Annotated in this window: 21 protein-coding genes and 1 rRNA gene; 4 read left to right on the plus strand and 18 right to left on the minus strand. The window is 34.7% G+C overall.

Going from position 1 to position 22999, the window contains the following annotated elements; genetic code table 11:
* The 9 genes from ACQKP0_RS23710 to ACQKP0_RS23750 form a co-directional block, all read right to left on the minus strand.
* A 16S ribosomal RNA gene (locus ACQKP0_RS23710) occupies positions 1-169 on the minus strand; the annotation flags it as partial.
* A 383-nt stretch (positions 170-552) separates the two neighbouring features.
* Positions 553-2928, minus strand: coding sequence for a YhgE/Pip family protein (locus ACQKP0_RS23715; RefSeq protein ID WP_427408278.1), 2376 nt, complete (start codon positions 2926-2928; stop codon positions 553-555).
* Positions 2929-3032: 104 nt separating this feature from the next.
* Positions 3033-3605, minus strand: coding sequence for a TetR/AcrR family transcriptional regulator (locus ACQKP0_RS23720; RefSeq protein ID WP_427408279.1), 573 nt, complete (start codon positions 3603-3605; stop codon positions 3033-3035).
* 213 nt (positions 3606-3818) lie between these two features.
* Positions 3819-5132 (minus strand): DUF4179 domain-containing protein, encoded by a 1314-nt coding sequence (locus ACQKP0_RS23725; RefSeq protein ID WP_427408280.1) that lies wholly within the window; start codon positions 5130-5132, stop codon positions 3819-3821.
* Positions 5125-5646, minus strand: coding sequence for a sigma-70 family RNA polymerase sigma factor (locus tag ACQKP0_RS23730; protein WP_427408281.1), 522 nt, complete (start codon positions 5644-5646; stop codon positions 5125-5127). Before ACQKP0_RS23730 ends, ACQKP0_RS23725 begins: the two co-directional genes overlap by 8 nt.
* A gap of 391 nt (positions 5647-6037) precedes the next feature.
* On the minus strand, positions 6038-7231 hold the full coding sequence (locus ACQKP0_RS23735) for an MFS transporter (RefSeq protein WP_427408282.1): 1194 nt from the start codon (positions 7229-7231) through the stop codon (positions 6038-6040).
* A gap of 699 nt (positions 7232-7930) precedes the next feature.
* Complete coding sequence (locus ACQKP0_RS23740; protein WP_427408283.1) at positions 7931-9205, minus strand: FtsW/RodA/SpoVE family cell cycle protein; 1275 nt, start codon at positions 9203-9205, stop codon at positions 7931-7933.
* A 7-nt stretch (positions 9206-9212) separates the two neighbouring features.
* Positions 9213-9620: a PadR family transcriptional regulator gene (locus ACQKP0_RS23745; protein WP_427408284.1), complete on the minus strand. Its 408-nt coding sequence runs from the start codon at positions 9618-9620 to the stop codon at positions 9213-9215.
* 2 nt (positions 9621-9622) lie between these two features.
* Positions 9623-10156, minus strand: coding sequence for a sigma-70 family RNA polymerase sigma factor (locus ACQKP0_RS23750; RefSeq protein WP_427408285.1), 534 nt, complete (start codon positions 10154-10156; stop codon positions 9623-9625).
* Between the two features lie 184 nt (positions 10157-10340).
* Here ACQKP0_RS23750 and ACQKP0_RS23755 point away from each other — a divergent pair, with 184 nt between their 5' ends.
* Positions 10341-10718: an SLAP domain-containing protein gene (locus ACQKP0_RS23755; protein WP_427408286.1), complete on the plus strand. Its 378-nt coding sequence runs from the start codon at positions 10341-10343 to the stop codon at positions 10716-10718.
* A 33-nt stretch (positions 10719-10751) separates the two neighbouring features.
* Here ACQKP0_RS23755 and ACQKP0_RS23760 read toward each other — a convergent pair whose 3' ends face one another.
* Together ACQKP0_RS23760 and ACQKP0_RS23765 are read right to left on the minus strand one after the other, a co-directional pair.
* The gene (locus ACQKP0_RS23760) at positions 10752-11774 is read right to left on the minus strand and encodes a VanW family protein (RefSeq protein WP_427408287.1); all 1023 of its coding nucleotides are present in this window, start codon (positions 11772-11774) and stop codon (positions 10752-10754) included.
* Between the two features lie 338 nt (positions 11775-12112).
* Positions 12113-13639 carry a DHA2 family efflux MFS transporter permease subunit gene (locus ACQKP0_RS23765; protein ID WP_427408288.1) on the minus strand — a complete coding sequence of 509 codons (1527 nt, stop codon included), beginning with the start codon at positions 13637-13639 and terminating at the stop codon, positions 12113-12115.
* Between the two features lie 184 nt (positions 13640-13823).
* Here ACQKP0_RS23765 and ACQKP0_RS23770 point away from each other — a divergent pair, with 184 nt between their 5' ends.
* On the plus strand, positions 13824-14708 hold the full coding sequence (locus ACQKP0_RS23770) for a TetR/AcrR family transcriptional regulator (protein WP_427408289.1): 885 nt from the start codon (positions 13824-13826) through the stop codon (positions 14706-14708).
* Positions 14709-14819: 111 nt separating this feature from the next.
* Here ACQKP0_RS23770 and ACQKP0_RS23775 read toward each other — a convergent pair whose 3' ends face one another.
* The 3 genes from ACQKP0_RS23775 to ACQKP0_RS23785 all read right to left on the minus strand — a co-directional run bounded on the left by ACQKP0_RS23775 (position 14820) and on the right by ACQKP0_RS23785 (position 17072).
* A complete protein-coding gene (locus ACQKP0_RS23775) occupies positions 14820-15440 on the minus strand; it encodes a hypothetical protein (RefSeq protein ID WP_427408290.1) in 621 nt (206 codons plus the stop codon).
* Positions 15441-15568: 128 nt separating this feature from the next.
* Positions 15569-16201, minus strand: a complete 633-nt coding sequence (locus tag ACQKP0_RS23780; RefSeq protein ID WP_427408291.1) for a hypothetical protein — start codon at positions 16199-16201, stop codon at positions 15569-15571.
* 499 nt (positions 16202-16700) lie between these two features.
* Positions 16701-17072 carry a MerR family transcriptional regulator gene (locus tag ACQKP0_RS23785; protein WP_427408292.1) on the minus strand — a complete coding sequence of 124 codons (372 nt, stop codon included), beginning with the start codon at positions 17070-17072 and terminating at the stop codon, positions 16701-16703.
* Positions 17073-17176: 104 nt separating this feature from the next.
* Between ACQKP0_RS23785 and ACQKP0_RS23790 the strand changes: the two genes are divergently transcribed.
* Positions 17177-17533 (plus strand): hypothetical protein, encoded by a 357-nt coding sequence (locus tag ACQKP0_RS23790; RefSeq protein WP_427408293.1) that lies wholly within the window; start codon positions 17177-17179, stop codon positions 17531-17533.
* A 106-nt stretch (positions 17534-17639) separates the two neighbouring features.
* On the opposite strand, the gene ACQKP0_RS23795 is transcribed toward ACQKP0_RS23790, so the two are convergent.
* Together ACQKP0_RS23795 and ACQKP0_RS23800 are read right to left on the minus strand one after the other, a co-directional pair.
* Positions 17640-18617: a proline dehydrogenase family protein gene (locus ACQKP0_RS23795; RefSeq protein ID WP_427408294.1), complete on the minus strand. Its 978-nt coding sequence runs from the start codon at positions 18615-18617 to the stop codon at positions 17640-17642.
* A 410-nt stretch (positions 18618-19027) separates the two neighbouring features.
* Positions 19028-20329: an MFS transporter gene (locus ACQKP0_RS23800; RefSeq protein WP_427408295.1), complete on the minus strand. Its 1302-nt coding sequence runs from the start codon at positions 20327-20329 to the stop codon at positions 19028-19030.
* A gap of 123 nt (positions 20330-20452) precedes the next feature.
* Here ACQKP0_RS23800 and ACQKP0_RS23805 point away from each other — a divergent pair, with 123 nt between their 5' ends.
* Positions 20453-21688, plus strand: coding sequence for a helix-turn-helix domain-containing protein (locus tag ACQKP0_RS23805; RefSeq protein ID WP_427408296.1), 1236 nt, complete (start codon positions 20453-20455; stop codon positions 21686-21688).
* Positions 21689-21721: 33 nt separating this feature from the next.
* On the opposite strand, the gene ACQKP0_RS23810 is transcribed toward ACQKP0_RS23805, so the two are convergent.
* The gene (locus ACQKP0_RS23810) at positions 21722-22390 is read right to left on the minus strand and encodes a hypothetical protein (RefSeq protein WP_427408297.1); all 669 of its coding nucleotides are present in this window, start codon (positions 22388-22390) and stop codon (positions 21722-21724) included.
* A complete protein-coding gene (locus ACQKP0_RS23815) occupies positions 22387-22848 on the minus strand; it encodes a helix-turn-helix transcriptional regulator (protein WP_427408298.1) in 462 nt (153 codons plus the stop codon). The genes ACQKP0_RS23810 and ACQKP0_RS23815 overlap by 4 nt, the downstream gene beginning before the upstream one ends.
* Positions 22849-22999: the final 151 nt, after the last annotated feature.

Consider the following 22999-nt stretch of genomic DNA (forward strand, 5'->3'; position numbering starts at 1 on the left):
AGCCCCGGTTTCCCGGAGTTATCCCAGTCTTACAGGCAGGTTACCCACGTGTTACTCACCCGTCCGCCGCTAATCTTCAGGGAGCAAGCTCCCATTAGATTCGCTCGACTTGCATGTATTAGGCACGCCGCCAGCGTTCGTCCTGAGCCAGGATCAAACTCTCCAAAAAGATGTTTGACTTGCTCATAAATTGTCTTTTTAAAAAGACTAATAGAATTAACGTTGACGTTTCTGTTTTGTTTAGTTTTCAAAGAACTATCTTAACGACAAGATATATCATAACATGTCATTTTTAATTCGTCAATCATTATTTTAAAATATTTTTTTCATAAGCAACATTCATTCAATCTACCAAACTCATTTAAGTTTTTCAAAATGAAATGTATGTTTTTTATTGACCTCTCATAGAGAGAGTTATTATGTTACTATTTTATTTCATATAAGTCAATAGATATTTTACTAAAACTTTTTATCTGATAGAAACAAAAAAGGAAAGCCATCTGCTCATCCAAAAACAATGACTTTCCTTTTTCTATTTCTTTAGATACACAATTATATAGTTACTGTTTCTTCCTTCATTATATCACGATTACTTTTATGCTTATACACAAAAAACACGGTAGTAAGAATCGCAAATCCAATAATGTAAGCAATTAGAATCCCGATATTATGCCACATGAATGAGAAGTCTCCACTTGATATTACTGCTTTTAGTGCTTGAACAGTGTAAGTCATAGGGAGTGCAGCATTGATCGGTTGTAATGCTTTTGGAATCAATTCAAGCGGGAATGTTCCTGCACTGGTTGTTAGTTGCATAATTAAAATGACTATGGCAATAAAACGACCAGGATCACCTAGTATGGTTACAAAGAATTGAATCAAGGACATAAATGTAAGACTGATTATAATTGATGTTACGATGAACAACGGAACACTTTTCACTTCAATCCCTAATCCACCTATTAGTATAGCATCTGCTAGTAGAGCTTGAATTACACCTACTAAAGCAATTACACCAAATTTACTCATAAACCATGTAAAACCATTTCTTGGTCGAATAGAAGGCTCTTTCAATTGGTATACAATAGAAATTAACAGTGCCCCCACAAATAATCCTAATGATAAAAAGTATGGAGCGAATCCGGTACCATAGTTTGGTACTTTATTGATTTCTTTTTTATCTACTTTCACAGGTTCACCCATCATATCATATGTGTCACTATTAGCATGAACAGAGCTTGCTTGATCCGCTGCTTCTCCAAGCTTATCTTTCAATTCCTTTGTTCCATCTTCAACTTTGACTGTACCATCTGCTAATGATTTTGCACCATCCGCAAGTTGGTGAGTTCCATCACTGATTTTCACCGAACCATCGGATAATTCTTTCATACCGCTATTTAATTGATTTGCACCAGAGACTAATTTATTCGCTCCTGCATTCGCTTCATTTATTTTATTATTAAAGAACGCTAAGCTTTCAACATATTGTGTTTGTCCCTGATTCAACTTAAGAGCTCCTGCATTAAGCTCTTTAGAGCCAGTTGCCAGTTGATGAACTCCACTTTGTAATATAGCTTGATTGTCGTTAATCGTTTGAAGTCCACTAAATAGTTTATTAAAAGTAGGATCTACTGCTGCCTTAATTTGTTTTTCTAATTGGCCGGTTGAACCGGTTAATTGTTCATTTACTGCTGATTTATATTGTGTAAAGCCACTATTAAGGCCGGAACCAATCCCTTGCTGCAATTGTTTTTGCAAATCATCTTTAGTAGGCGAGTTTTCTTTTACTTTTTGTTGAATCGCTTTGATGATTTCTGGATTAACATTGGCATCTTTCATCGCTTCAAAAATTTGCGTCAATTGTGCTGTTTGCTGATTTGTCATTTGGTCAGCCAATCCAGCTGATAATTGGACGCTTAACTGTGATTGCAATTGGTCTAGCCCTGCAGTCATTTGACCTGTACTATTTTGAATCTGACTACCTATAGCTTTAGCCATTTGCGGTGGTAATTCATTTTGAAATTGTTTTATTCCATCTTTCACCTGTTTTGTTCCAGAAACTAGTTCAGGGAGTTTTTTATCCATTTCCTGAAGTCCTTGATTCGCTTGAGAAATTCCATCTGCTAATTGTTGAGATCCCTTTTGTACATCCTTTGATGCATCTAAAAGCTTACCGCTACCATCTGATAATTGATTGACACCATTCGCTAGGTCTCCTGAACCTTTTGCTAAATCACCCATACCTGATTGTGCTTTGTTAACACCTTCATTAAACTCTATTGATTTGGATGCTAATACTTCTAGGTTATCCTTTAGAGTTTTAGAACCATCTTTAAGCTTAATGGCTCCTTCATTTAATTCACCTGCACCGTTACTTGCTTGGCCTAGACCATCTGCCATTTCTTTTACCTTATCAAACATAGTCTCAGCATATGTAGCTGTTACTTCTTTAGAAACTGCACTTTTAATTTCCTTCATTGCTGTTTCCCCTATTTGGGAGGAAAGAAAGTTGTACCCTTCATTTGGAACATATTTCAGTTGAAGCTTTTTAGGTTTGTTATCTAATAATGTTGTTGCATTTTCCGAAAAATTTTCCGGTATTTCAATTAACATATAATATTTTTCGTTTTTTAAATCTTTATATCCATCTTTTTTCGAAACGAAATGAAATTGAAATTCATCATTTTCCTTTAACTTATCAACGAGTTTATTCCCTAAATCTAAATCTTCACCTTCATAATGTGCACCTTGATCTTGATTTACAACTGCTACTGGTAAATCTTTCAAATGATCATATGGATCCCAAAATGCCCATAGAAACATCCCCGCGTATAAAATCGGGACACAAATAACAGCAATGATCGGAATGAGAACTTTCTTATTACTGAAGATCTGTTTCCATTCAGCCAAAAACAGTGAATTCTTCATTTAATCAACCCCCTACAATTTGACCACATTATTCAATCGGTCATTTTAATTCAAAAAAATATATATAACCTTATATTCATTTTGTTAAAAACAATAGCCCGCTATCACTTAGATAATCCTTTTAACAAGTATAACTCAAACATTTGAAAAATTTCATCCTTACCCAAAGGCTTGTGGCTTTGTTCCCAATCAAAAATAAGAGAAACATACAATTTCAGCATAATAAAGGCTGTTATTTCTGGATTACAAGGTTTAATCTCATCTTTATCAATTGCTTTTTGAATAATTCCTTTAATATATGAAATAATTTCAAATTCCAGCCTTTGCATAACTTCTAATACTTCACGTGTTCCTATTTCCCTTTCTTCTTGAAAAAGTTTGATCGTTAATTGATGTTCCTTTCTAAATTCCAATAATTTATAAAGAACATGGTTTGCATTTTCATAAAAAGGTAGATTTTCATCAATAGTCGCTTCTGCAGCATTTTTCATTTCTTTAATAAGGGACATAATGATTTCATCAAATAGTTCTTCTTTATTTTTGAAAAAAGTATAGATTGTTCCTTTTCCCACATTCGCTAACTTAGCAACTTGATCCATAGTTGTTGCTTTGTAACCGAAGAAAGAAAAAGATTTAGTTGCTGCGTGAATTATTAGCTGCTTCCTGTCAATCGCCATTCCATTCACCTCGATCCCGCCTTGGTTGACTGTTTGGTTAATTCGGTCATTTAGTACAATTTGAATATTAACACACTATATTCTTTATTGCAATGGTGGATTGTAAATTTTTTAAAAATATTAACGTAATCATAAAAATCATAAAATAACCTTCCTGCACCACTATTTTTTTGTGTGAGGAAGGTTAAAAATTATTTGCATTAATCTTATTAGTTACTTCACCCTTAACTTAATATTTCCCTCAATCCAAGAAGGATAGTAATTAAGTTCTATTTTTAAAGGATTTGTATAGTTTTTTGAAGGAAGACCCAATCCAAACTTTTTCTTGTTTTCATCTAAATCCTCTATAAATGATCTCTCACTATAAAATTTGTTTCCTTTCGCATCATTGATTAAACCAAAAATGTCATAGTTAAATTTCTTCTTAGTATTTAAAGTGAAAATTAGGTTTGATCCAGATAATTCTAGGATTGAAAGTATATTACCCTTTGGTTGTTTTAAAATTTGCTGTTTCTCTGTATCCACAAGAACATACGATTCATCCTTATCAATAGCTTGAATCTTATTCATTACAAGGTACAATTCTTTTGGTTTACTAAAATAGTTGCTTTGAAGATAAATAATACTCTCTGAATCACTAATATCCCTACCACTCACTCCATTAATTATTTTAGACCATACTTCTCCATTTTGGTCTACAAGTCTTAGATCTTGGAAATCAAGAATTTTCTTTGTATTGTTCGGATTCAATTCTAGATGTACCGCTACACGTAATGGATAGATTGTCACCTTTTTCACCTTAATTTTTTGACCTCCCATCTCGACTGTCTTATTTAATTCATATATTTGGGACGTTTTTTCTTGCCTATTAATTGAAAACTTCATGGAAAAACTCTCTGAACGCTCCGAAGTCTTTACTTTCATATTTAATTTAAAATCTTGTTGTTTTATCGGCTTTTTAAAGAAATATTCAATGGAGTCGGTATAAGACTTTATATCGTTTTCTGCAGGGGATCCGAAAGATGAGTATCCTTCAGGTAATTTTTTGCCATCAATCGTTCGAAGATCAACATTTTCCACCTGTAGTCTCTTTTGTTTTTCCTTCGTATTAATGGTATAAAAAATGACGATTCCTTGTTCATCTGCAATCACAGAATTTATCGTAAGCTTCATTCCATTTTTCTCTTGTGAAACCCCTATTTCTTGAGCGTAGTTATTTTCAACAGCAGCAAGTAAACCCTTATTATCCCGAATAAGTTCCACAATTTTTTCCATTCCAGGAATGGAGGAGATGTAGGTTGCAAATGTTGGTGACACTCGAATACATGTTAAAAGACCAAGAAAAAGAACAGCTACTGCGATACTCGGCCATATCCAAACCTTCCTTTTACGTTTCATGATCCTTCCTGCTGACTTTCCTTCTTCAAATCCAAGATGTATCGCTCGATCAATTTTATCCATAGGTATATCGATATGCTCGTATTTCTCTTGCCAATCTGCTATTTTTTTCTCTTCCTTTTCAAACACTGCGTTTCCCTCCTTTTTCCTCAAGCATGCTGCGTAACAATCGTAAGGCATTACGTAACCGTGTCTTTATCGTACCTTCGGGGCATTTCCACATCACCGCAATGTCTTTAATTTTTAATCCATGAAAATATTTTAAATATAATAGTTCGCATAGATCGTCATCAAGCTTAGACATCGCTTCTTCTAGCTCGATATATGTGTAATCATCACTCTTTCCCTGTCGTAAAAGCAAATCATCATTATAAAGTGTTCTTCTACTTTTCTTTAAATGATTTTGACAATAATTAATCATAATTCGAATGAGCCAGGTCTTTACATAAGCAGGTTTTCTCAATTCATGTATGTTGCGATAGGCACGAAATGTCACTTCTTGAATTGCCTCAATTGCCTCTTCCTCATTTTTCAAATAGGCAAGCGCCGTTTTATATAAAGCTAATTTATGAGTATGAATAACCGATAGAAATGCCTCATCATCTCCATTAATAGCCCTCAATACTTGATTCGTATCCTCCAATGCCAAACCTCCCCTCTTGATGGTTCCTATATTAGACAATGTATAACGGAAAAAGTTTTAAAAAATGTGTTTTAATTAACCCATTATTATCAATTTAAAATTTCAATAATAAAAGCCTGCATTGTTGCAAGCTCTATTTCAACGCTAAATTAGATTAATTTAGTTTGCTTATCCAGTAATTTATTACTTCCTTTGCTCGAGTGAAATAGCCTTGTTTACCATTTGACCTAAAATTTTCACCACAATCGCTATTTGTAATCTGAAAGATACTATACTTCACTTCTTTATCGTTCAATTTCGAAAACAAAAACAAAATCCACTGTGGACTTAGGTATCCACAGTGGATTTTGTTTCTGTAATCTATCTAACATTTTACCTATCATCAATAAGCTTAAGCTACCGATTTACTATTCTTAAGACTAAGCATGACAAGGAAAGATAGACAATATAAGATTGCTAAATAGGTCATTGCCATTGTCATATCATAGTTTTGCAGAATATATCCAACTAAGATTGGTGATAGACCTCCAACCGCTCTACCAAAGTTAAAAATTGTATTGGTTGCGGTACTTCGAATTTGAACCGGATAAAAGCTGCTAATTAAGGCTCCATACCCGGCAAACATCCCATTTGAAAAGAAGCCTACAATCGCTCCCCCTAACAGCACTCCTACACTGCCTTGTGCAAAGGAATATAAAAATACAGCTGATGCAGATGCAAGAAGAAAGATTCCAAAAGAAACTTTTGCACCAAAACGATCCATGAACTGTCCAAAGGTCAGCATTCCAACAATCATTCCGACCGCTGTACTGATTGTCCAAAGTGCTGAGCTTGAAACGGATAAGCCTTGTGATTTTTGCAGCATAGATGGTAGCCAAATCATCAGACCATTATACCCAGCTATTTGTACTGTCGCCATAACAGCTAAAGAAATAGTTGTCATAGCTATTCTAGGAGTTCTAAATAGTTGTAAAAGCTTACCCTTTTCCTTTTTAGCTAAAGCCTTTTTCTCTTTATTCGCAGTAACCCACTCTGGAGATTCATCTAAGTTTTTTCTTACAATATAGGCAAAGATAACTGGAATTACACCGATGAAAAACAAACCTCTCCACCCTAAGGTAGGTAAAATTATGGCACTTAGCAATGCTGCGAGAATCACACCAAATTGAGCACCAATACTTACATAGGAAGAAGCTCTTCCTTGTTTATTCTTTGGCCATGCCTCTGCAACAAGTGCCATACCAATTCCATATTCTCCACCGGCACCAAGCCCTGCTATAAATCTGAACACATAAACTTGCTCAATATTCGTTGCAAATCCTGTTAAAGCTGTACCTATTGCGAACAAAAAGATTGTATAAGTAAAAATCCGTACCCGACCAAATTTATCTGCCAAAATGCCGAAAATGATTCCTCCAACAAGCATCCCGATATTAGTAATTGAAGAAATAAGACCACCAGTTGCTAAGTCAATGTGAAACTCCGAGATGATCATCGACATGGCAAATGAGATAAACATGATATCCATGCCCTCTAACGTTAAACCTGCTACAGATGCTACAACAGTTTTATTACGATAATTCATTTTTCCACCCTCCGTTATTTTCCTTGTAGTAAAAGCTCCTCAAGCTTTGAAGGAATGGATATAAAGCTATTCCATTCTCTTTTCAAGTCTCACAGGACTTTGTTTAAAAGAGTTAATGTCTCTTACAAAAGAAAAGCGCAAGCGCCTTGCTCATCGACGTACGGATTTCGTAGTCTTCGACTGAAATAAAGGAGACACGACGAGGGACGAGTCGATGTTGACTTATCGTAGGGAGAAGACGGAGAAATCCGCTAGCCGATAGGCGCTGGAGCTAGACACAACAGACACTTTTCATGCCTAATATTCTTAGTAAATTTTATACTTTCTTATGTTTTAAAAAAACAAATGCCCTTCTGTCACAGAGGACAGAAGGGCATGAATATACAAAGATAGAAAAATACAAACTACCTAGCCACCCTTTTCGGCCTCTCTGGACCGTATTAAAGGAAATATTATTTTGATATTATATTAGCATGTTAGAAAACCTGTTTCAATCCCTTATTGCTTTTATACAAAAACAATTTCGTGTTCTAACCGCACGAATTTTCGTCGAATCCGCACGAATTATGATCCGAACTGCGTGAATTTCGAACTGAACTGCACGAAAACCCAGTCGAATCGCACGAATAGTTTCTTTCACCATTTAAAAATGCAAGATTTCATTTATAGATAACTGAAATGAGCAACATTTTTTCTAATCTACTTCCCATCTAATATTAAATGACTAGAAAGCAAATCTTTCCTGCGATATACACTCAATATTACACCTATTAAAATCGCATTAAGTAGAATAGGCATCATTCCATAACTAATAAACGGAAGAGGCATAGTAGTTATTGGGAAGAACCCAAGCATCATTCCTATATTGCTGATCAACTGGACTGCATAAAGGGCAAGCGCTCCAATTAGAAGTAATTTACCATATGGATCTTTCACCCTAGAAATGACTACTACAATTCTCGCAATAAATAGGGAAAGTATAATTAAAAGAGCAATGGCAAAAAGCCAACCATAATAATAAGTAAAATTAACCATAACAAAATTAGTATGGGAATCTGGAATCATTTCTTTATTCGAGAAGTTTCCAAACCAACCAGCTTTCGATATTAGCTCTTTAGCGCGTAATACCATGTAACCCGCCGAATTTGCATATTTTTCAGGGTTAAAAAATGCCAACATCCTATCTTTCTGATGAATCTTTAGCACTTGCCAAAACATTAACCCAGAAATAACGCATGTACCCACCGCTAGTGCCGATATTGTAAGAATCCTTTTTCTACTTAATTTGCTCCACCACATCATAACAAATACCATAACAATGTATATGTAGACTGTTGAAATACTAGGTACAGAGAAAAATAAATACGCAGAAGGTAGAAACAACACCGCAATATGCCAAACCTTCAACCTTCTATTATCGAAAAAGGAAGCCCAAGCAAGAAAAAAGAAAGGGATAGCCATTAAGTTTTCGATCGTTATTGGTCCAATCCTTATAAGAGTAGGAATCCCGTTTGAAAAATATCTTATCATTAAGAGAATAAGCGTTCCTATTGTGTAAAACAGCCAGCCTTGCTTTTTCCATTTCCTATAATCCATCATCATTATTCCTAATGCTGCCGCACCACCGAAAAGGACAAAAATGACCTTCATTATTAATAGTCTTTTAACATCCATTTCACTAAGAGAAATTAGTGGTAAAAACCCTAAACATAAAGTTGTTGTTAGCAGGATTACCATCAACCAATCTACCTTTGGACGGTGAAGCTTGTTTAGTTGTTGACCAAGTATGAGTGGATTTCCCATCTGCTCGATCGCCTTTTCTTCGGCCTCATCCTCAGCTAAACCTTTCCCCATCAACGCTTTCTTTACTTCATTTAAATGATAGCTTAGTTCGTCGGTTACATATTTCTTTGCTTCCTTCGAATGAATTTGTTCAGTGACTTCATTTAAAAAGGAGCTTCTTCTGTTCTTCATTTTTACCTCACCCCTCAAACAACTCATTTAATATAAATCGGTTTTTGGTTAATCTTTTTTCTTCCTTTTGCAATATCCTTCTTCCTTTATTATTTAATTGATAATATTTCGCTTCATGTTCGTCCCATCTTGATTGTAAGCAGCCCGTTTGTTCTAAACGGTGTAATACGGTATATACAAAACCTTCGTTGTCTTCGAATGTTTGAATGCCCCTTCCTCTTATAGACTGAACTAATTCATAACCTGTTTTTTCAGAGACGAGAAGCTGTAATACTGCGAAAAAAATATCTTCTTCACTTTCGTATTGTTTGTAAATTTTTTCTCGAACCTTTTTCCGATGCTGCCCCGTAAACTCCAATTGATTAAATACCGTTTTCTCCATCGATTTTCGAAGATTTTTTAATCGATCGTCCATTTTTATTCCTCCAATCTTTCCTTTAAAAGTTTTTTAGCTCTTCTAAGTCTTGTTTTAATCGTGTTTTCCTTTACTCCGATTAATTCAGTAATTTCTTTTATAGACAATTCTTCGAAATAAAAAAGATAGATCACTTCCCGATTTTTTAAAGGCAAGCTCATAACTGCAGAAACCAATCTTTGATCCTCGTCTTTTTGAATGACAGCCTGCTCAACCGTTTCCTTTGGAGTCCAATTTTCAACTGATTTATCCTCTGTAGGGACGACATTTTTGCTATACCAACTTCTTAGATGATCCTTACAATGATTGATAGCAATTCGCCACAACCATGTTCTAAACTTTGATTTTCGATTATATGTATGTAAGTTTTTATAACACTTAACAAATATATCCTGGGTTAAATCCTCGGCTATTGTTTTATTGTTTACATAAGAATAAACAAGCTGTAATATTTCTTTTCCATACCTCTTCATAATTTCGTCGATTATTTCGTCAATATCTTCAAGTTCGAGCATTTCAACCGTCAAATCCTCCACATTGTTCCCCCCTACCTATATCTTAGACGATGCCCCCATAGAAGAAGTTTTTAAATTAACAAAAAATACGTACTTAAATTTATTCAATGTCCAAGGCTCTTTCCTCGCTAAATAATAGAAGCTGCTTTTTTAATGTACAATATAGTAAAATAGGGATTATTCATTGGTGAAGGGGTGCAATTCGATGCAGAAGCTGAAGTTTGAATCGTCATGGGATAAGACGTTGTCTGATAAAGACCGTAAGCGAATAAATCAAGTATTTCTTGGATCAAATTTATCAAAAGAAGATAGTATTCAATTAACACCTCTATGGCAAGCGCGGAATTATAAGGGGGAATTATTGGTGACAGTACTTGTGCATAATTTTGGTACACAAGTCCTTTCATTTCGTGACAAAAACCTATGCTACGTAGAAAATAACGAGGTAGTAGCAAAGCATAAATTTCCACTCTCAAATCTAATCATAGAGCCAAAAACCAGCATGCCATGGACATTTATTTTTCCTGTTGAGAGTTTATGTAACGAACCTGGAGACAAAGGGTCGGTTCTGTTATCCCAGTAACTGGGACAACAGAACCGACCCCGCGTCCCGCTTTCACCTTTTTATTCGGTTTTGATTCGCTTTTGATGTTCTTACCTCTACGGTTAGTGACCCATTATTTGTATATGCTTTTAATAGTAATGGGACACCCGTTGTATTTTGAAATCGAAAATCCACTCCACCATAAGATACGGTTGCATCTCTTCCTTTTGGCACATACCCGACATTCACGGAATGATGATGCTTCTCTACATACGAGACCGCTAGTTTATCTACCGCATTAAATAAAGTAGATGACGTCTGACAAATGCCACCTCCAATTCCCTCAACCAATTTTCCATTTACAGCTTCCATTGCTTTCTGATATCCATGTGCTTCGTCACTCGGTCCAACAGTCGTATTGAAAGAGAATGTGTCATTTACTCCGACGATAACATTATTAATAGCCTGTGCAGAAAGCTCAATATTTTTGTTTCTCCCTGCTACGCCTTTATTAAAATATGTCGTAAACGTAGCGACCACCACTTCCCCTAAGTGAGGAACCTCATCCTCCTTATATCCGCTTTCAGTTACATATAGGGGTAACTCTACAGTCCCCCCATCTTCTAAAGCACTCATCACTTTTTCCAATAACTCTGATTCTTCTAAGATCACTCTAGGTTTTCCTTTTATTATCTGACCATCTTTCCCAATTTTATCTGGAATCATCCTCTGATCGTATCCAGCCTTGTTTTCCGTTCCCCTAGCAAGGCTCTTTACCCAGTTTTCAATTTCTTTATTTAATTTTTCATGATTAGATCCAGATTGCATTTCTTTAGTTGAAAATGTTTTTAACACCTCTTGTGTATTTGGATCAACCACTTTAACTACTTTCGGTTTCTCTTTTTCATTCAGCTTTTTCTCTTCTTTTTTCTTAGACTTTTCAAGTTGCTTCTGTAATTCTCCTATTTTTGTCTCTAACTCTTTTTCCTTTGTTGTTTTTTCTGAACACCCGGCTAAAACCATTAAACTAGCAAGCATGATCAATGTGATTCTCTTTTTAAACTTCCCTTTTTTTCCCCCGTTATTTTTTAACATTCCCTTGACCCCTGCCCTTATATTTTTATTCATACTTTTCATTTTATTTAGGGAGGCATTTCCATATTCCAATAAACGGTGCCCTTTTTAAAATAATTTGGTTAATTACAGAGATCGTAAGTGGGAACAAGCAATTGACTTTATTGTGAGTTAAAAAGTAATAAATGAGGTTTTAACGTACTAAAGAGGTTGTTGTACTGAAGTGTTAATCGCTATACTTAAAAGACCATCCGATACAATCAAAACAATTATCTATACAAAAAAACTCGCCGAGGACTTCTAAAGTCCGTTCAGGCGAGTTTTATTTTATGTTCATTAGTATTAAAAGCTAAATTTGTTTAATTCTCTACCAATTTAGTCTTCATTTTTTCACTTGATGGCTGTGCATCCTTATCTTCCGCTTGTTTTGCACGTTTGATAAAGAAAGCAAGAATCAGTGCTACTGCAGCAATAAAGACCGTCACTAAGAATGCAAAATTAATTCCTTCTAGTGTTGCTTTCATCATAATTTCCTGCTTCATTGCAGCCATTTCAGCTTTTGTAGGCTGCCCTGTTAAATGTTTCATTGCTTCAGCAGCTAATTCTTTTGCATGTGATTCCGAACGATTAGACATGATAGTAACCAACAATGCCGTACCAATCGCGCCAGATACTTGCTGCAATGTACTATTCATGGCAGTTCCATGAGGATAATAACGTGCTGGCAGTTGATTTAAGCCATTTGTCGAAACCGGCATCATTACCATTGACATCCCCAACATCCTCAAGGAGTATAAAATAATTAAATGGGTATAGGTAGTATCAACAGTTAATTTGCTGAAAAAATAAGTCGTTACTATTGTAATCGTTAACCCGATGATCGCTAATATTCTTCCACCAATTTTATCAAATAATTTTCCTGTAATAGGTGACATAATAGCCATCAAAATCGCACCTGGCAGCAACAATAAACCTGCATCCAGTGGAGAAATCCCACGAATGTTTTGAACGTAGATAGGCAGAAGCATCATTGCAGAAAACATAGCCATCGTAACAACGATGGAAATGACAGACGATAATGCATACATTGGATATTTATAGATTTTGAAATTAAGCATTGGTCTTTCTTGGTGTAACTGACGTAAAATAAACCAAGCTAATGAAACGACACCAGCAATTAATGTTACATATACTTGTGGGCTGTCCCATCCTTTACTTCCAGCAGAACTAAATCCGTAAAGTAAACCACCAAAGCCTATACTTGATAATAGAACTGAGAACATATCAATTCGGATATCCACTTTTTCCTTCTTGTCTTTCAACAAGAATAAGCCAAGTAAGAAAACGACAATAGCTATTGGTGTAATAACATGGAATAACATTCTCCAGTCATAAGTTTCAACTAGCCAACCTGATAAAGTCGGACCAATCGCTGGTGCTCCCATCATAATTAATCCGAAAAATCCCATTGCAGCTCCTCTTTTTTCCACTGGGAAGCTCACCAGCATAACATTCATTAACAGAGGCATCATGATTGCTGAACCTGCAGCTTGAATCATCCGTCCAGCTAATAATAAAGGAAATACATGGGCAAAGCCTGCAAGAATAGTCCCAAGCGTAAAGAAAGCCATAGCCGATAAGAATAAACGGCGAACAGAATATTTTTGAATCAAAAATGCAGTAGTTGGAATCAAGATCCCGTTTACTAGCATAAATCCAGTAGATAGCCACTGTACAGTCGATGGTCCCACATCTAAATCTTTCATGATCGACGGCAGTGCGATATTTAGTAAAGTATTATTTAAAAGTGCAATAAACGCCCCAATCATCAGGACAGCAATAATCCCGTATGGTGGACGTTTAGTTGTTTTCATGGAATGGTCCATTATTTTTCCCCCTAAACTTCTGGTCTATTTTTTTGTACTCAAATTTCAGATAAACATTATCATATACCATCAGTTCAATTTTTGCAATCAAAAATTTTTAGGCATTTACTGGGTTTGTATTAAAAATGAAAATGGGATACTATATTTTTATACAAGCGGTATAATCCGAGATAAAGGTGATTGTATGAATGACCGTAAGCAGAATGTCGTTAAGAAGGCACACCAATTATTTATTGATAAAGGTTTTCAGGCCACATCAATTCAGGAAATTATAGATTATAGCGGAATTTCGAAAGGAACGTTTTATAATTATTTTTCATCTAAAAGCGAGTTATTAATAGCTATTTTCAAAACCGTTCATGAGAAGCTGGAAAAGGATCGGAATGACTTGCTGATCGGCCAAGACCCGGCAGATATTGAGATTTTCATTAAACAAATTGAATTGCAAATGAAGACGAATAAGAATAATAAGTTAATAGTTCTTATCGAAGAAGTAATGGTGTTGAATGATGTTGAACTAAAAGAATTCATTAAACAAGCTCAACTGAGATGGGTTCACTGGCTTTACCAACGGTTCCTTGACATTTTTGGCGAAAGTAAGAAGGCTTATTTGTTAGATTGTGCAGTTATGTTTATGGGAATTCTACAACATAACCTTAAATATAATGAGATCGCACATAAATCAAATTGCAGTATCCATCGAGTGATCCGTTATAGCGTGGATCGCTTGGTGAAAATCGTTGAAGAGGTTTCAGAAGCAGGTGACCAATTAATTGAACCTAAAGCTTTAGAAAGAAGGTTACCGAATTGCCAAAAAACCGCCCAAGTTTTTCAGCAAAAACTTAACCAAATTGTATCAGAAATGAAAAAGGGTCTGGACCATGACCAATCAAAATATATTGAGTTGCTCGATTTCATACAAGAAGAATTGTTAGACTCAAAGAATCCACGCAAATTTCTTATTGAAAGCGCCCTTTTTTCCTTAAAATCAGACCAAGCATTAATAGAAAAAAAACACCTCCAAAAACTAGATCAACTGATCACAGAATATTTGAACACGGAAACTTAACGTTGGGACAATGGACCTGACACCGTGTCCCAAGAAAAAAGGAAGCCATGTGATTTATCACAGCTTCCTTTTTAAGTAATGACATAACCTATAAAATTCACTTCTTTTAGATTAATAAAAGTTTATGGCAGTTAGTACATATTTTCCGTTCGATTGAATAAAAGAAAATGAAACTTTAGCAGATATAAAGAAGCCTTTTGGTTTATATTCATAAGAAAAATGTGCGGCATAATCTTTACTATAGTTCTGTTCCATTACTAATTTGGAACTTGTTACTTTTTTTAATGCTGTTGAATAATCAACTATTTTTTTCTTCGAGTTGTATTTCTTATCGTTTTTTATGCTAATTTTATACGAATTTTTTGCGTTTTTCCGACTTCCTACAAATATTGTCGATTTACCGTCCATAATATGTTTATCTACATAAGTATCAAATGTTTTCGTTTTCCCTGTTTTAAGAGTGTCTGCATACATTTTAATAAGTTTAACCGCTTCTGGTTTCAACTCATTAATAACATTTTTCTTATTAAATTTTTTCGGAAAAGACATTATGCCTTTTTTCGATACAGTTGCAGCTGCTTTTTTTACGCTGACAGATTTAGATGCTTGCTGCATGTTATTTGTTGCGGCTGAAGCTTCTACTCCGACTCCTATTGAACCAAATACAAGGCCACATGCTATGATTCCAGAAATTAACGTCCCTTTTTTGAGTTTCTTTCTTCGTTGCATCATAATAATGACTTCACTCCTATTTTTTCTAATCTAACATATTCCGATTAATAATGAGCAATATTGGACTTTAAGACTTTCAAAAAAATGTAATCCTGCACAATTTTTCAACCTACTATCAATCCAGTTTCTTAATAAATAAAATACAAATCCTCTAACACATATTTGCCATTTTTTAATTGGTCAAATTTAAATTGAACTGTGACTGTACCAAAGGCATCAAAGTTATCTGGTCGAAATTGGTACGTAAATGTAGCAAATCCTGTCCCTTTATATGTATTGTCAACTTTTATCTTGGAAGTTTTCGCTTTTTTAAGTTCCTTAGAATAAGCGGAAAGAGTCTTTTTCGAATTGACTTTTCGCATGCCCTTTACTTTTTTACTGTAATTGTCCCTTACATATTTGCGGCCCAGTAAATAGTTAGTATTTGTATGCTCCGCTACATGTTTGTTAACATACGAATTAAAAGATTTAGTTGCTCCTGTATTAAGGGAGTCACCATAGATTTTTACAAGTTTAGCTGCTTCTGGTTTTAATTCATTTGTCACTTTTTTCATACTAAATTTCTTAGGAAAGGTTAGTACTCCTTTTTTCGAAACTGTAGCAGATGCTTGTGTAGCTTTGACAGATTTAGATGTTTGCAGCGTTTTATTTGTTGCAGCTTTAGCATCTACTCCGATTCCCATTGAACCAAATACAAGTCCACATGCTATAACCGATGACATGATTATACCTTTTTGTAGTTTCTTTCTTTGCTGTTTCATCAAAATTCCCCCATTTATATCTTCTTTGTAAAATAAATATTGTTTTTCAATATATATCCACATTTACTAATTTTATCATGACAACCTGGTATCCTGTTCAATTATTTGAAAAATAGGAAAAATTTCCTAATAAATCCGAATAGTTAAAATGGGCTAGTTCGCTTTCATTTAAAAAGGGATTGAAGGCAGAAGAGAAGAATTTATAAGTACTCTTCATTATCCAAAGTGCGTAAGAAACTGTTAAAGCAGCTAAGCTTTTTAAGCCAAAAAAATAAAGCCAGCTAAAACTGACTTTTAATAGATGAAAGTGATTTCGAATTTTGCCTATAAACTTCATATAGTTCTTGTACGGTTCACCTTAGTTTTTTAAGATGCAAAAACAGAAATTGGGAGCTTTCACTAATGCTTTTTTCAAAATCCCATTCTTTTTTTATTATTTAGTAAAATATGAATTACTATAGCAATTCTTTCAAAGTGAACACATTTTTTCACAAAATCATTAATTATTTCTGGGACCAGTCTCCCTGTCCAAGCTTCTCACTAATTCATTGATCATTTCTTTTTTATTCTTTAGTTCCTTCTCTTTTTCATTGATGAGATGAATCTCTTTATCTAGTCTTTGTAAAACACTGTCTATTAGTTTTTCAGAGCCGCATCCGTTATTATATTTTATTTCAAACAATGCCTGAATTTCTTTCAAAGACAATCCTATGGATTTCATTTCCCTAATGGCGTAGAAATCATTCAAATCCTTTGAAGAATAATGCCTTTTTCCATTTATCCAAACTGGTTTAAGTAGATTAAGCTCCTCATAATGACGAATCGTATCCTTCGTTGTCTCCACTTTTTTTATAAATTCCCCTATTCTCACCTTTTAACAGCTCCCTGAAAATAAATAATATAACCTCTTGACGTGGGGTTAACCCCACAATCTAATCTAGCCATATAACATAAAAATAAAAGGATGTGTTTAAAATGATTAGCAGTACCCTTATTATTTTATTTTCTTTTGTCAGTCTTGCCGGAGTTGTCGCTTTAATAATTGGGAATTCAAAACCATCAAAAACTCCTCTTGATAAAGTACCTATGAATCGATTTAGCAAAGTATCATTATCTTTTTTCACATTAAGTTACATTTTATTCTTAACATTGGGCATTACGAAATTTTTTCTCGACATTTCTGTAATTTGGTTATCCATCGTAAGCTTGCTAATTATTGCTTCAAGAATAATGAATGGCCTTGCTCTATACGGTAAGAACAATTGGCCTCATTATATAGTTACATGCACTATTTTGTTGTCTATTATAGTATTACATTTTTGGAAATTATAAATGTGGGACGCGGGGTCTGGTCCACTGTCCCGTAGCCTTCCTCACCAAAAAAAGCTACTCTAAAATGAGTAGCTTCAATATAATGGATGGACAAGAGAGCCGTCACCTATTTACGTTTATTCTTTTTAGACATTCTACCTAATAAAAATGCTCCTGCTGCCACACCGATCATTGTGTTTGTTTTTTTGTTAAATACTTGTTTAACAACTAGATTTAAGTTTTGTGGTCTTTCTGCAAGACGTCTCATAAAGTAACCATACCAATCTTTTCCGAAAGGTACGTACGTACAGAAGTTGTAGCCTTCGCTTGCTAATTTAAGCTGAAGGTCTTTTCTGAAACCGTAAAGCATTTGGAACTCGAATTTATCATTCGGAATGTTGTTTGCTTTAACAAATTTTTTCACATGGTCGATGATATTATGATCATGTGTTGCGATTGATGTGAATTTTCCGTTTAATAAATGCCATTCTATAAGCTTAATAAAGTTTTCATCGATATCTTTCTTATCTTGGTATGCATATTCCTCAGGCTCTTTATATGCACCCTTTACGATACGAAGGCGATAATTTTTATATTTTTGAATGTCTTCTTCTGCTCGATAGAAATATGCCTGAATAACAGTTCCAACATTATCGTAATTTCTTGATAAATCATCTAGAATATCAAAAGAAGGTTGTAGATGGCTGTTATCTTCCATATCAATATTAACAAAAATATCATATTGACTCGCTCTATCTACAATTTCTTCTAAGTTATCTAAACAAAAATCATAATCAATATCCAGCCCCAATTGTGTTGGCTTTAAAGAAATATGAGCATCTACTTTATTTTCATGAATCGCTTCAATTACTTCAATAATTTTTTCTTTTGCTTCCGTCGCCTCTTCTTTTTCATAGACGAACTCTCCTAAATTATCAACAGTACAAGATATTCCGTGGGAGTTAAGCTCTTTAATGCTCCTGATTGTTTCTTCTATATTGGTTCCCGCTACGACATTTTGCGCCCCCAATTTTAAACCGTACTTTTTTGCTGCACTATTAAGAAATTGGTTTTGGGATAGGCCCATAAAAAGATCTTTCAACATAGCGATTACTCCTTACTGTTATGAATTTTAAGGCTCTGTTTTCATCATTATTACTGTAAACATAGCCTCCGGAATATGCGGATGGCAATTTTATACAAATGTAAAAACCTACTGAAAACGTACCACGTAGGCTTTTATCACATCAATTAAACATAGCCTTTTTTTATCATTATATCACACCTTTTTGAATACGCTATCATTCTTAAAAAATTGCTAGAATTTGTCGAAAAAATATAGATGACTAGGATACTTGAAACCGCGGTTTATCAACATTTTCTCTTAATATAGCATTTTTAAAAAAATAAGGACCGTCCTCTTTACAGAAACGATCCCAAACATCTTAATTTATATGTTTTTTCCAGTCTAGACAAATTCATAGGGACAATGGACCTGTCCCCCTGTCCCATCCCTCAAGAAGTTGCTTCTGCCTCTCCCTTAACAGAATTACTTTCCCCAAGCTGTGGATGTGCTTTGCGAATAATCGATGGTCTTGCAAGAATAAGGACAATGCCAATAAGTAATGAACCTGAAAAGAGCAGGATCCATTGAGCAGAAAAAACATCATATAGAAAGCCGTATATGACCATTCCTAGTGGCATAAGGGCTGTCGCCATGGTTTCGAGGATAGAAAAAACACGGCCTTTGTAATCATCATCAACTTGCTTTTGCATCATTACCTGAATAGGTGTATTAACAATAATAACCATGGCTCCAAAACCGAGCATAATGAGTACATAATAAACAAAAACTAAGTAATAGGGCATAGTAATTATCAACGGTAATCCAATCGCCGCAATAAATGTTCCCATCGCAAGAATACCTCGTTTTGATACAAGAAGTGGATACTTCACTTCTTTTCGAACACTAAAATAAATGGACAATAAAAGCATTCCAATTGCAAATGCCCCTTGTGTAAAACCGAAATGCTGCGATGGCATTTTCATCTTTTCGATTAGAATGTATGAATAGCCAACCTCGTACGCTCCAAATAAGAAATTGATCAATAATGCAATCCAAATAATAATCATAACTACTTGTTGCTTCTTTAAATAACCGATTCCAGCTTTCATACTTTGCCACATAGGTTCTTTCTGTTCCCCTTCGTTCTTCTCTTTTCTATTAGCAAAAAGCTTAAAATCCATTGTTGACTCAAGAAAAACTGCAAAGATCGAAGCAATCATATATATAATTAGAAAAACCGGCATGGAAACGGCACCATATAAAAGTCCCCCTACCGCCGGACTGCCAATAGCAGCAAATGAAATCGACATCTGATTTAATGACATCGCCTTTTGAATCCTTGCTTTATCAATAAGTCCGGTTATAGAGGAGGTGAAAGTTACTCCAGAAAATGTGGACATAAGTGACAAAACACATGTCGTGGTATAAATTGCTATAAGGGACAAACCTGAAGTTAAACTTATTGTAAGTAACCCACCAATCGCTATAGTTGCACCAATTTGTGAAGTAATCGCAATCATCTTTCTCGAATAGTTATCTGCTAAATATCCTACAAAAGGTGCAGCAAGTGTACGTGGTAAAATATTGCAAATTAGGTTTGTAGCAAAGCTTGTCGCAGATCCTGTTAATTGTAAAATATAAAAGCTAATAGCAAATGAATATACTTGTGCGCCAAATGTGGCAATCAGTTTACTAACGGTGAATGTCCACAGATGATAAGTTGCCTTTTTAAGCTTTAATCCTTCTTCCATATAAATCTCCCACCCCAAATGTTTAATTTAATTAAACAAATCATATCACGTTCCCTCTTCCAAAACAAGAAAAAGTTTAATATAATTAAACTACCCATCATTCAAGGAGTGTGCCTAAAAAAAATGCTAGGTGAACGTATACGCAACATTAGAAAACAGAAAAAAATGACACTTGAAGCTTTAGCAGGGGATGAACTGACAAAAGGAATGCTCAGCCTAATTGAAAATAATAAGGCGAATCCTTCCATGGAAAGCTTAACGTATATAGCTAGACAGCTTGAAGTCGAGGTTACCGATTTACTGGAAGAAATCAGTTCACAGGAACTAAGAAAAATTCTAGACAAAGCTGAGAAGCTATTCAATATGGATCTTGAAAAAGTAAATGATAAATATCAACAACTCATCCAGCTAATTGAACCATATACTCCAAAACTGTCACATGGATATGAGTCTGCCCGCTTATTAGATATATACAGTCGGAGCCTTTTTCGTGAAAATAAAAAAGGGTGGCAAGAAATATCCGACCGTGCAGCACAAATGTACGAGCAGATGAATCTTACATCGAATCGGGCAAGCATTGGAATATTCAGGGCAACCGTGAAGTTTGCAAAGCATGACTATATACAAAGCTTAGAGATTTTTTTGAAAGAACGTACTGAACTCGAAACAAGGCATGCCTATATTGACCCAATGACACGTGTGGATCTTGATTATAATGAAGCGATTTTACAATTTGCTGTTGGAAATGTAGAGGATGCACATCGTGTAATGGAAAGTGCGATGAATTATTCAAAAGAGCATCGAATCTTTTATCGAATTGATGATTTATATAGACTGGCTGCTGCACATGCGTTTATGTCACATGATATTGAAAAGAAAAATTATTATACGAAGAAATTGAAGCAATATGGTGAATTCGCTGAAGATAAATATTCTATTCTATTTCATGATCTTTTCCATGTGATGTCTCTTATTTCTGAAGAGAAGGCATACAACGAAGCTCTAGAACTCATCGACCAACAGCTCTTAAATTTAGAAATGACGGAAAGCTACAAATCCTATTTCTTTCTCGAAAAAGGGAAAGCACTTTATGGGCTTGGCTGCTTTAAAGATGCACTTATTTGGTTGGAAAAGATCAAAATCCCAACATATCTTCATCATCCATTTGATTTGTCATCATTTTACCTCGTAGAGTCGTATGAAGCACTTTGCTATCTCGAGCTTGGTAATCGAACGAAGGCAATTCAAGCTGCAGAAGTTGCGATGCAAAATATTGATCCATTACCTGTATCACCATACAAAGAGTTTATTATTGAAACATACAATACAATTAAAGAAAAACCTGCTGAAGACTTGTAAAGTTAATTCAGCAGGTTTTTTTACCTATGTATATTAAAATCCTGACTGCCAAGCGATAATAATGAATGTAGTCCAGAATATAGTGGCAAAAATAAAAAGTACACTTATGAATAATAATAAAACGCTAATAAAATTAGGTGTTTCTTTTATATTAAAAAACAAAATAAATGTTATAGATATGAGTGAAAAAAGATATGATAAAACAGCTCCAACCCAATACCATAGCATCGTTTCATTGCCCCAATAGGCCATCGATTGGAATAACATACTGAAGGTAAATCCAATGATTGCACATAGCAAAGAATAGATGGAATATCCGGAAATATTTATCTGTTTCCAACCAACTTTATTTTTTAGCTTATTTGCTGCTATTACTGTAATAAACTGAGGAATTAAGTTTAATATACTAACCAGTATGAGTAACTGTGAAGGTGTTAGTGGTTTAAAATATCCTCCCCAATGTTCATTATCTCCCATCTTGCCAATGAAATAATACGAAACTATTAAAGAGCCTATATTCCCAATAATAAGAGCAAATGTATTATTGGATGCTTTTGCGTAAAAAGCGATTACTGATATTCCTATTATCATCAATAGATAACCGAGCATTGAACCATTTTTATAATCTAGGTACATAGAGAAAAATACAAAGGGGAAACAGTTGAAACAGATTAATAGAATATTAAATCCGATTTTTTTCATTTATTCCACTCCCTAGATAGCTCCTTTAATCGTATAACTGCTTCTTCCTTTTCAAACGTACTATACCACCGGTAATGCTGCTCATCTAGAATCCGATAATGTTGACTAATGATATTTTGTTGAAGGCGGAAGCTTCCCTTTTGATCAATTTCCTTCCACCAAACTCTCCCTCCCATTGACCTCGACCTTGGACAATCAATCCCATTGTGAGCAATTAATTCAATGACCTCTATAGGCTCATCGCCTAACAATGATTGCAATATTTCAGAGTCTCTAAATAGCGCACAAAGGGTTACTACATTGGACCAACCCGCTAATGTTCTCCCTTTCTCAAATTGAACGAGCGTTTTTTTAGAAATCCCCATAATTTCAGCCATTTTATCTTGAGAATAGCCTCTTTCTAATCGAATTAATCTCATTTTATTAGAAATTAATTCAATCACTTCTTCTTTATCCATTGGATACACCCGCCCTAAAGTTTACATTACGCTGTATTTAGTGTAATTTTACACTAAATAATTTGCCATAACAAGGATTTTTTTCCTCATTACAGAAAATGATAAAAAATTATATCAACAAAAAAAGGATGAATTAGATTCATCCCCTTGT

The organism is Heyndrickxia sp. NPDC080065 (assembly GCF_050281185.1).
Lineage (GTDB): Bacteria > Bacillota > Bacilli > Bacillales > Bacillaceae_C > Heyndrickxia.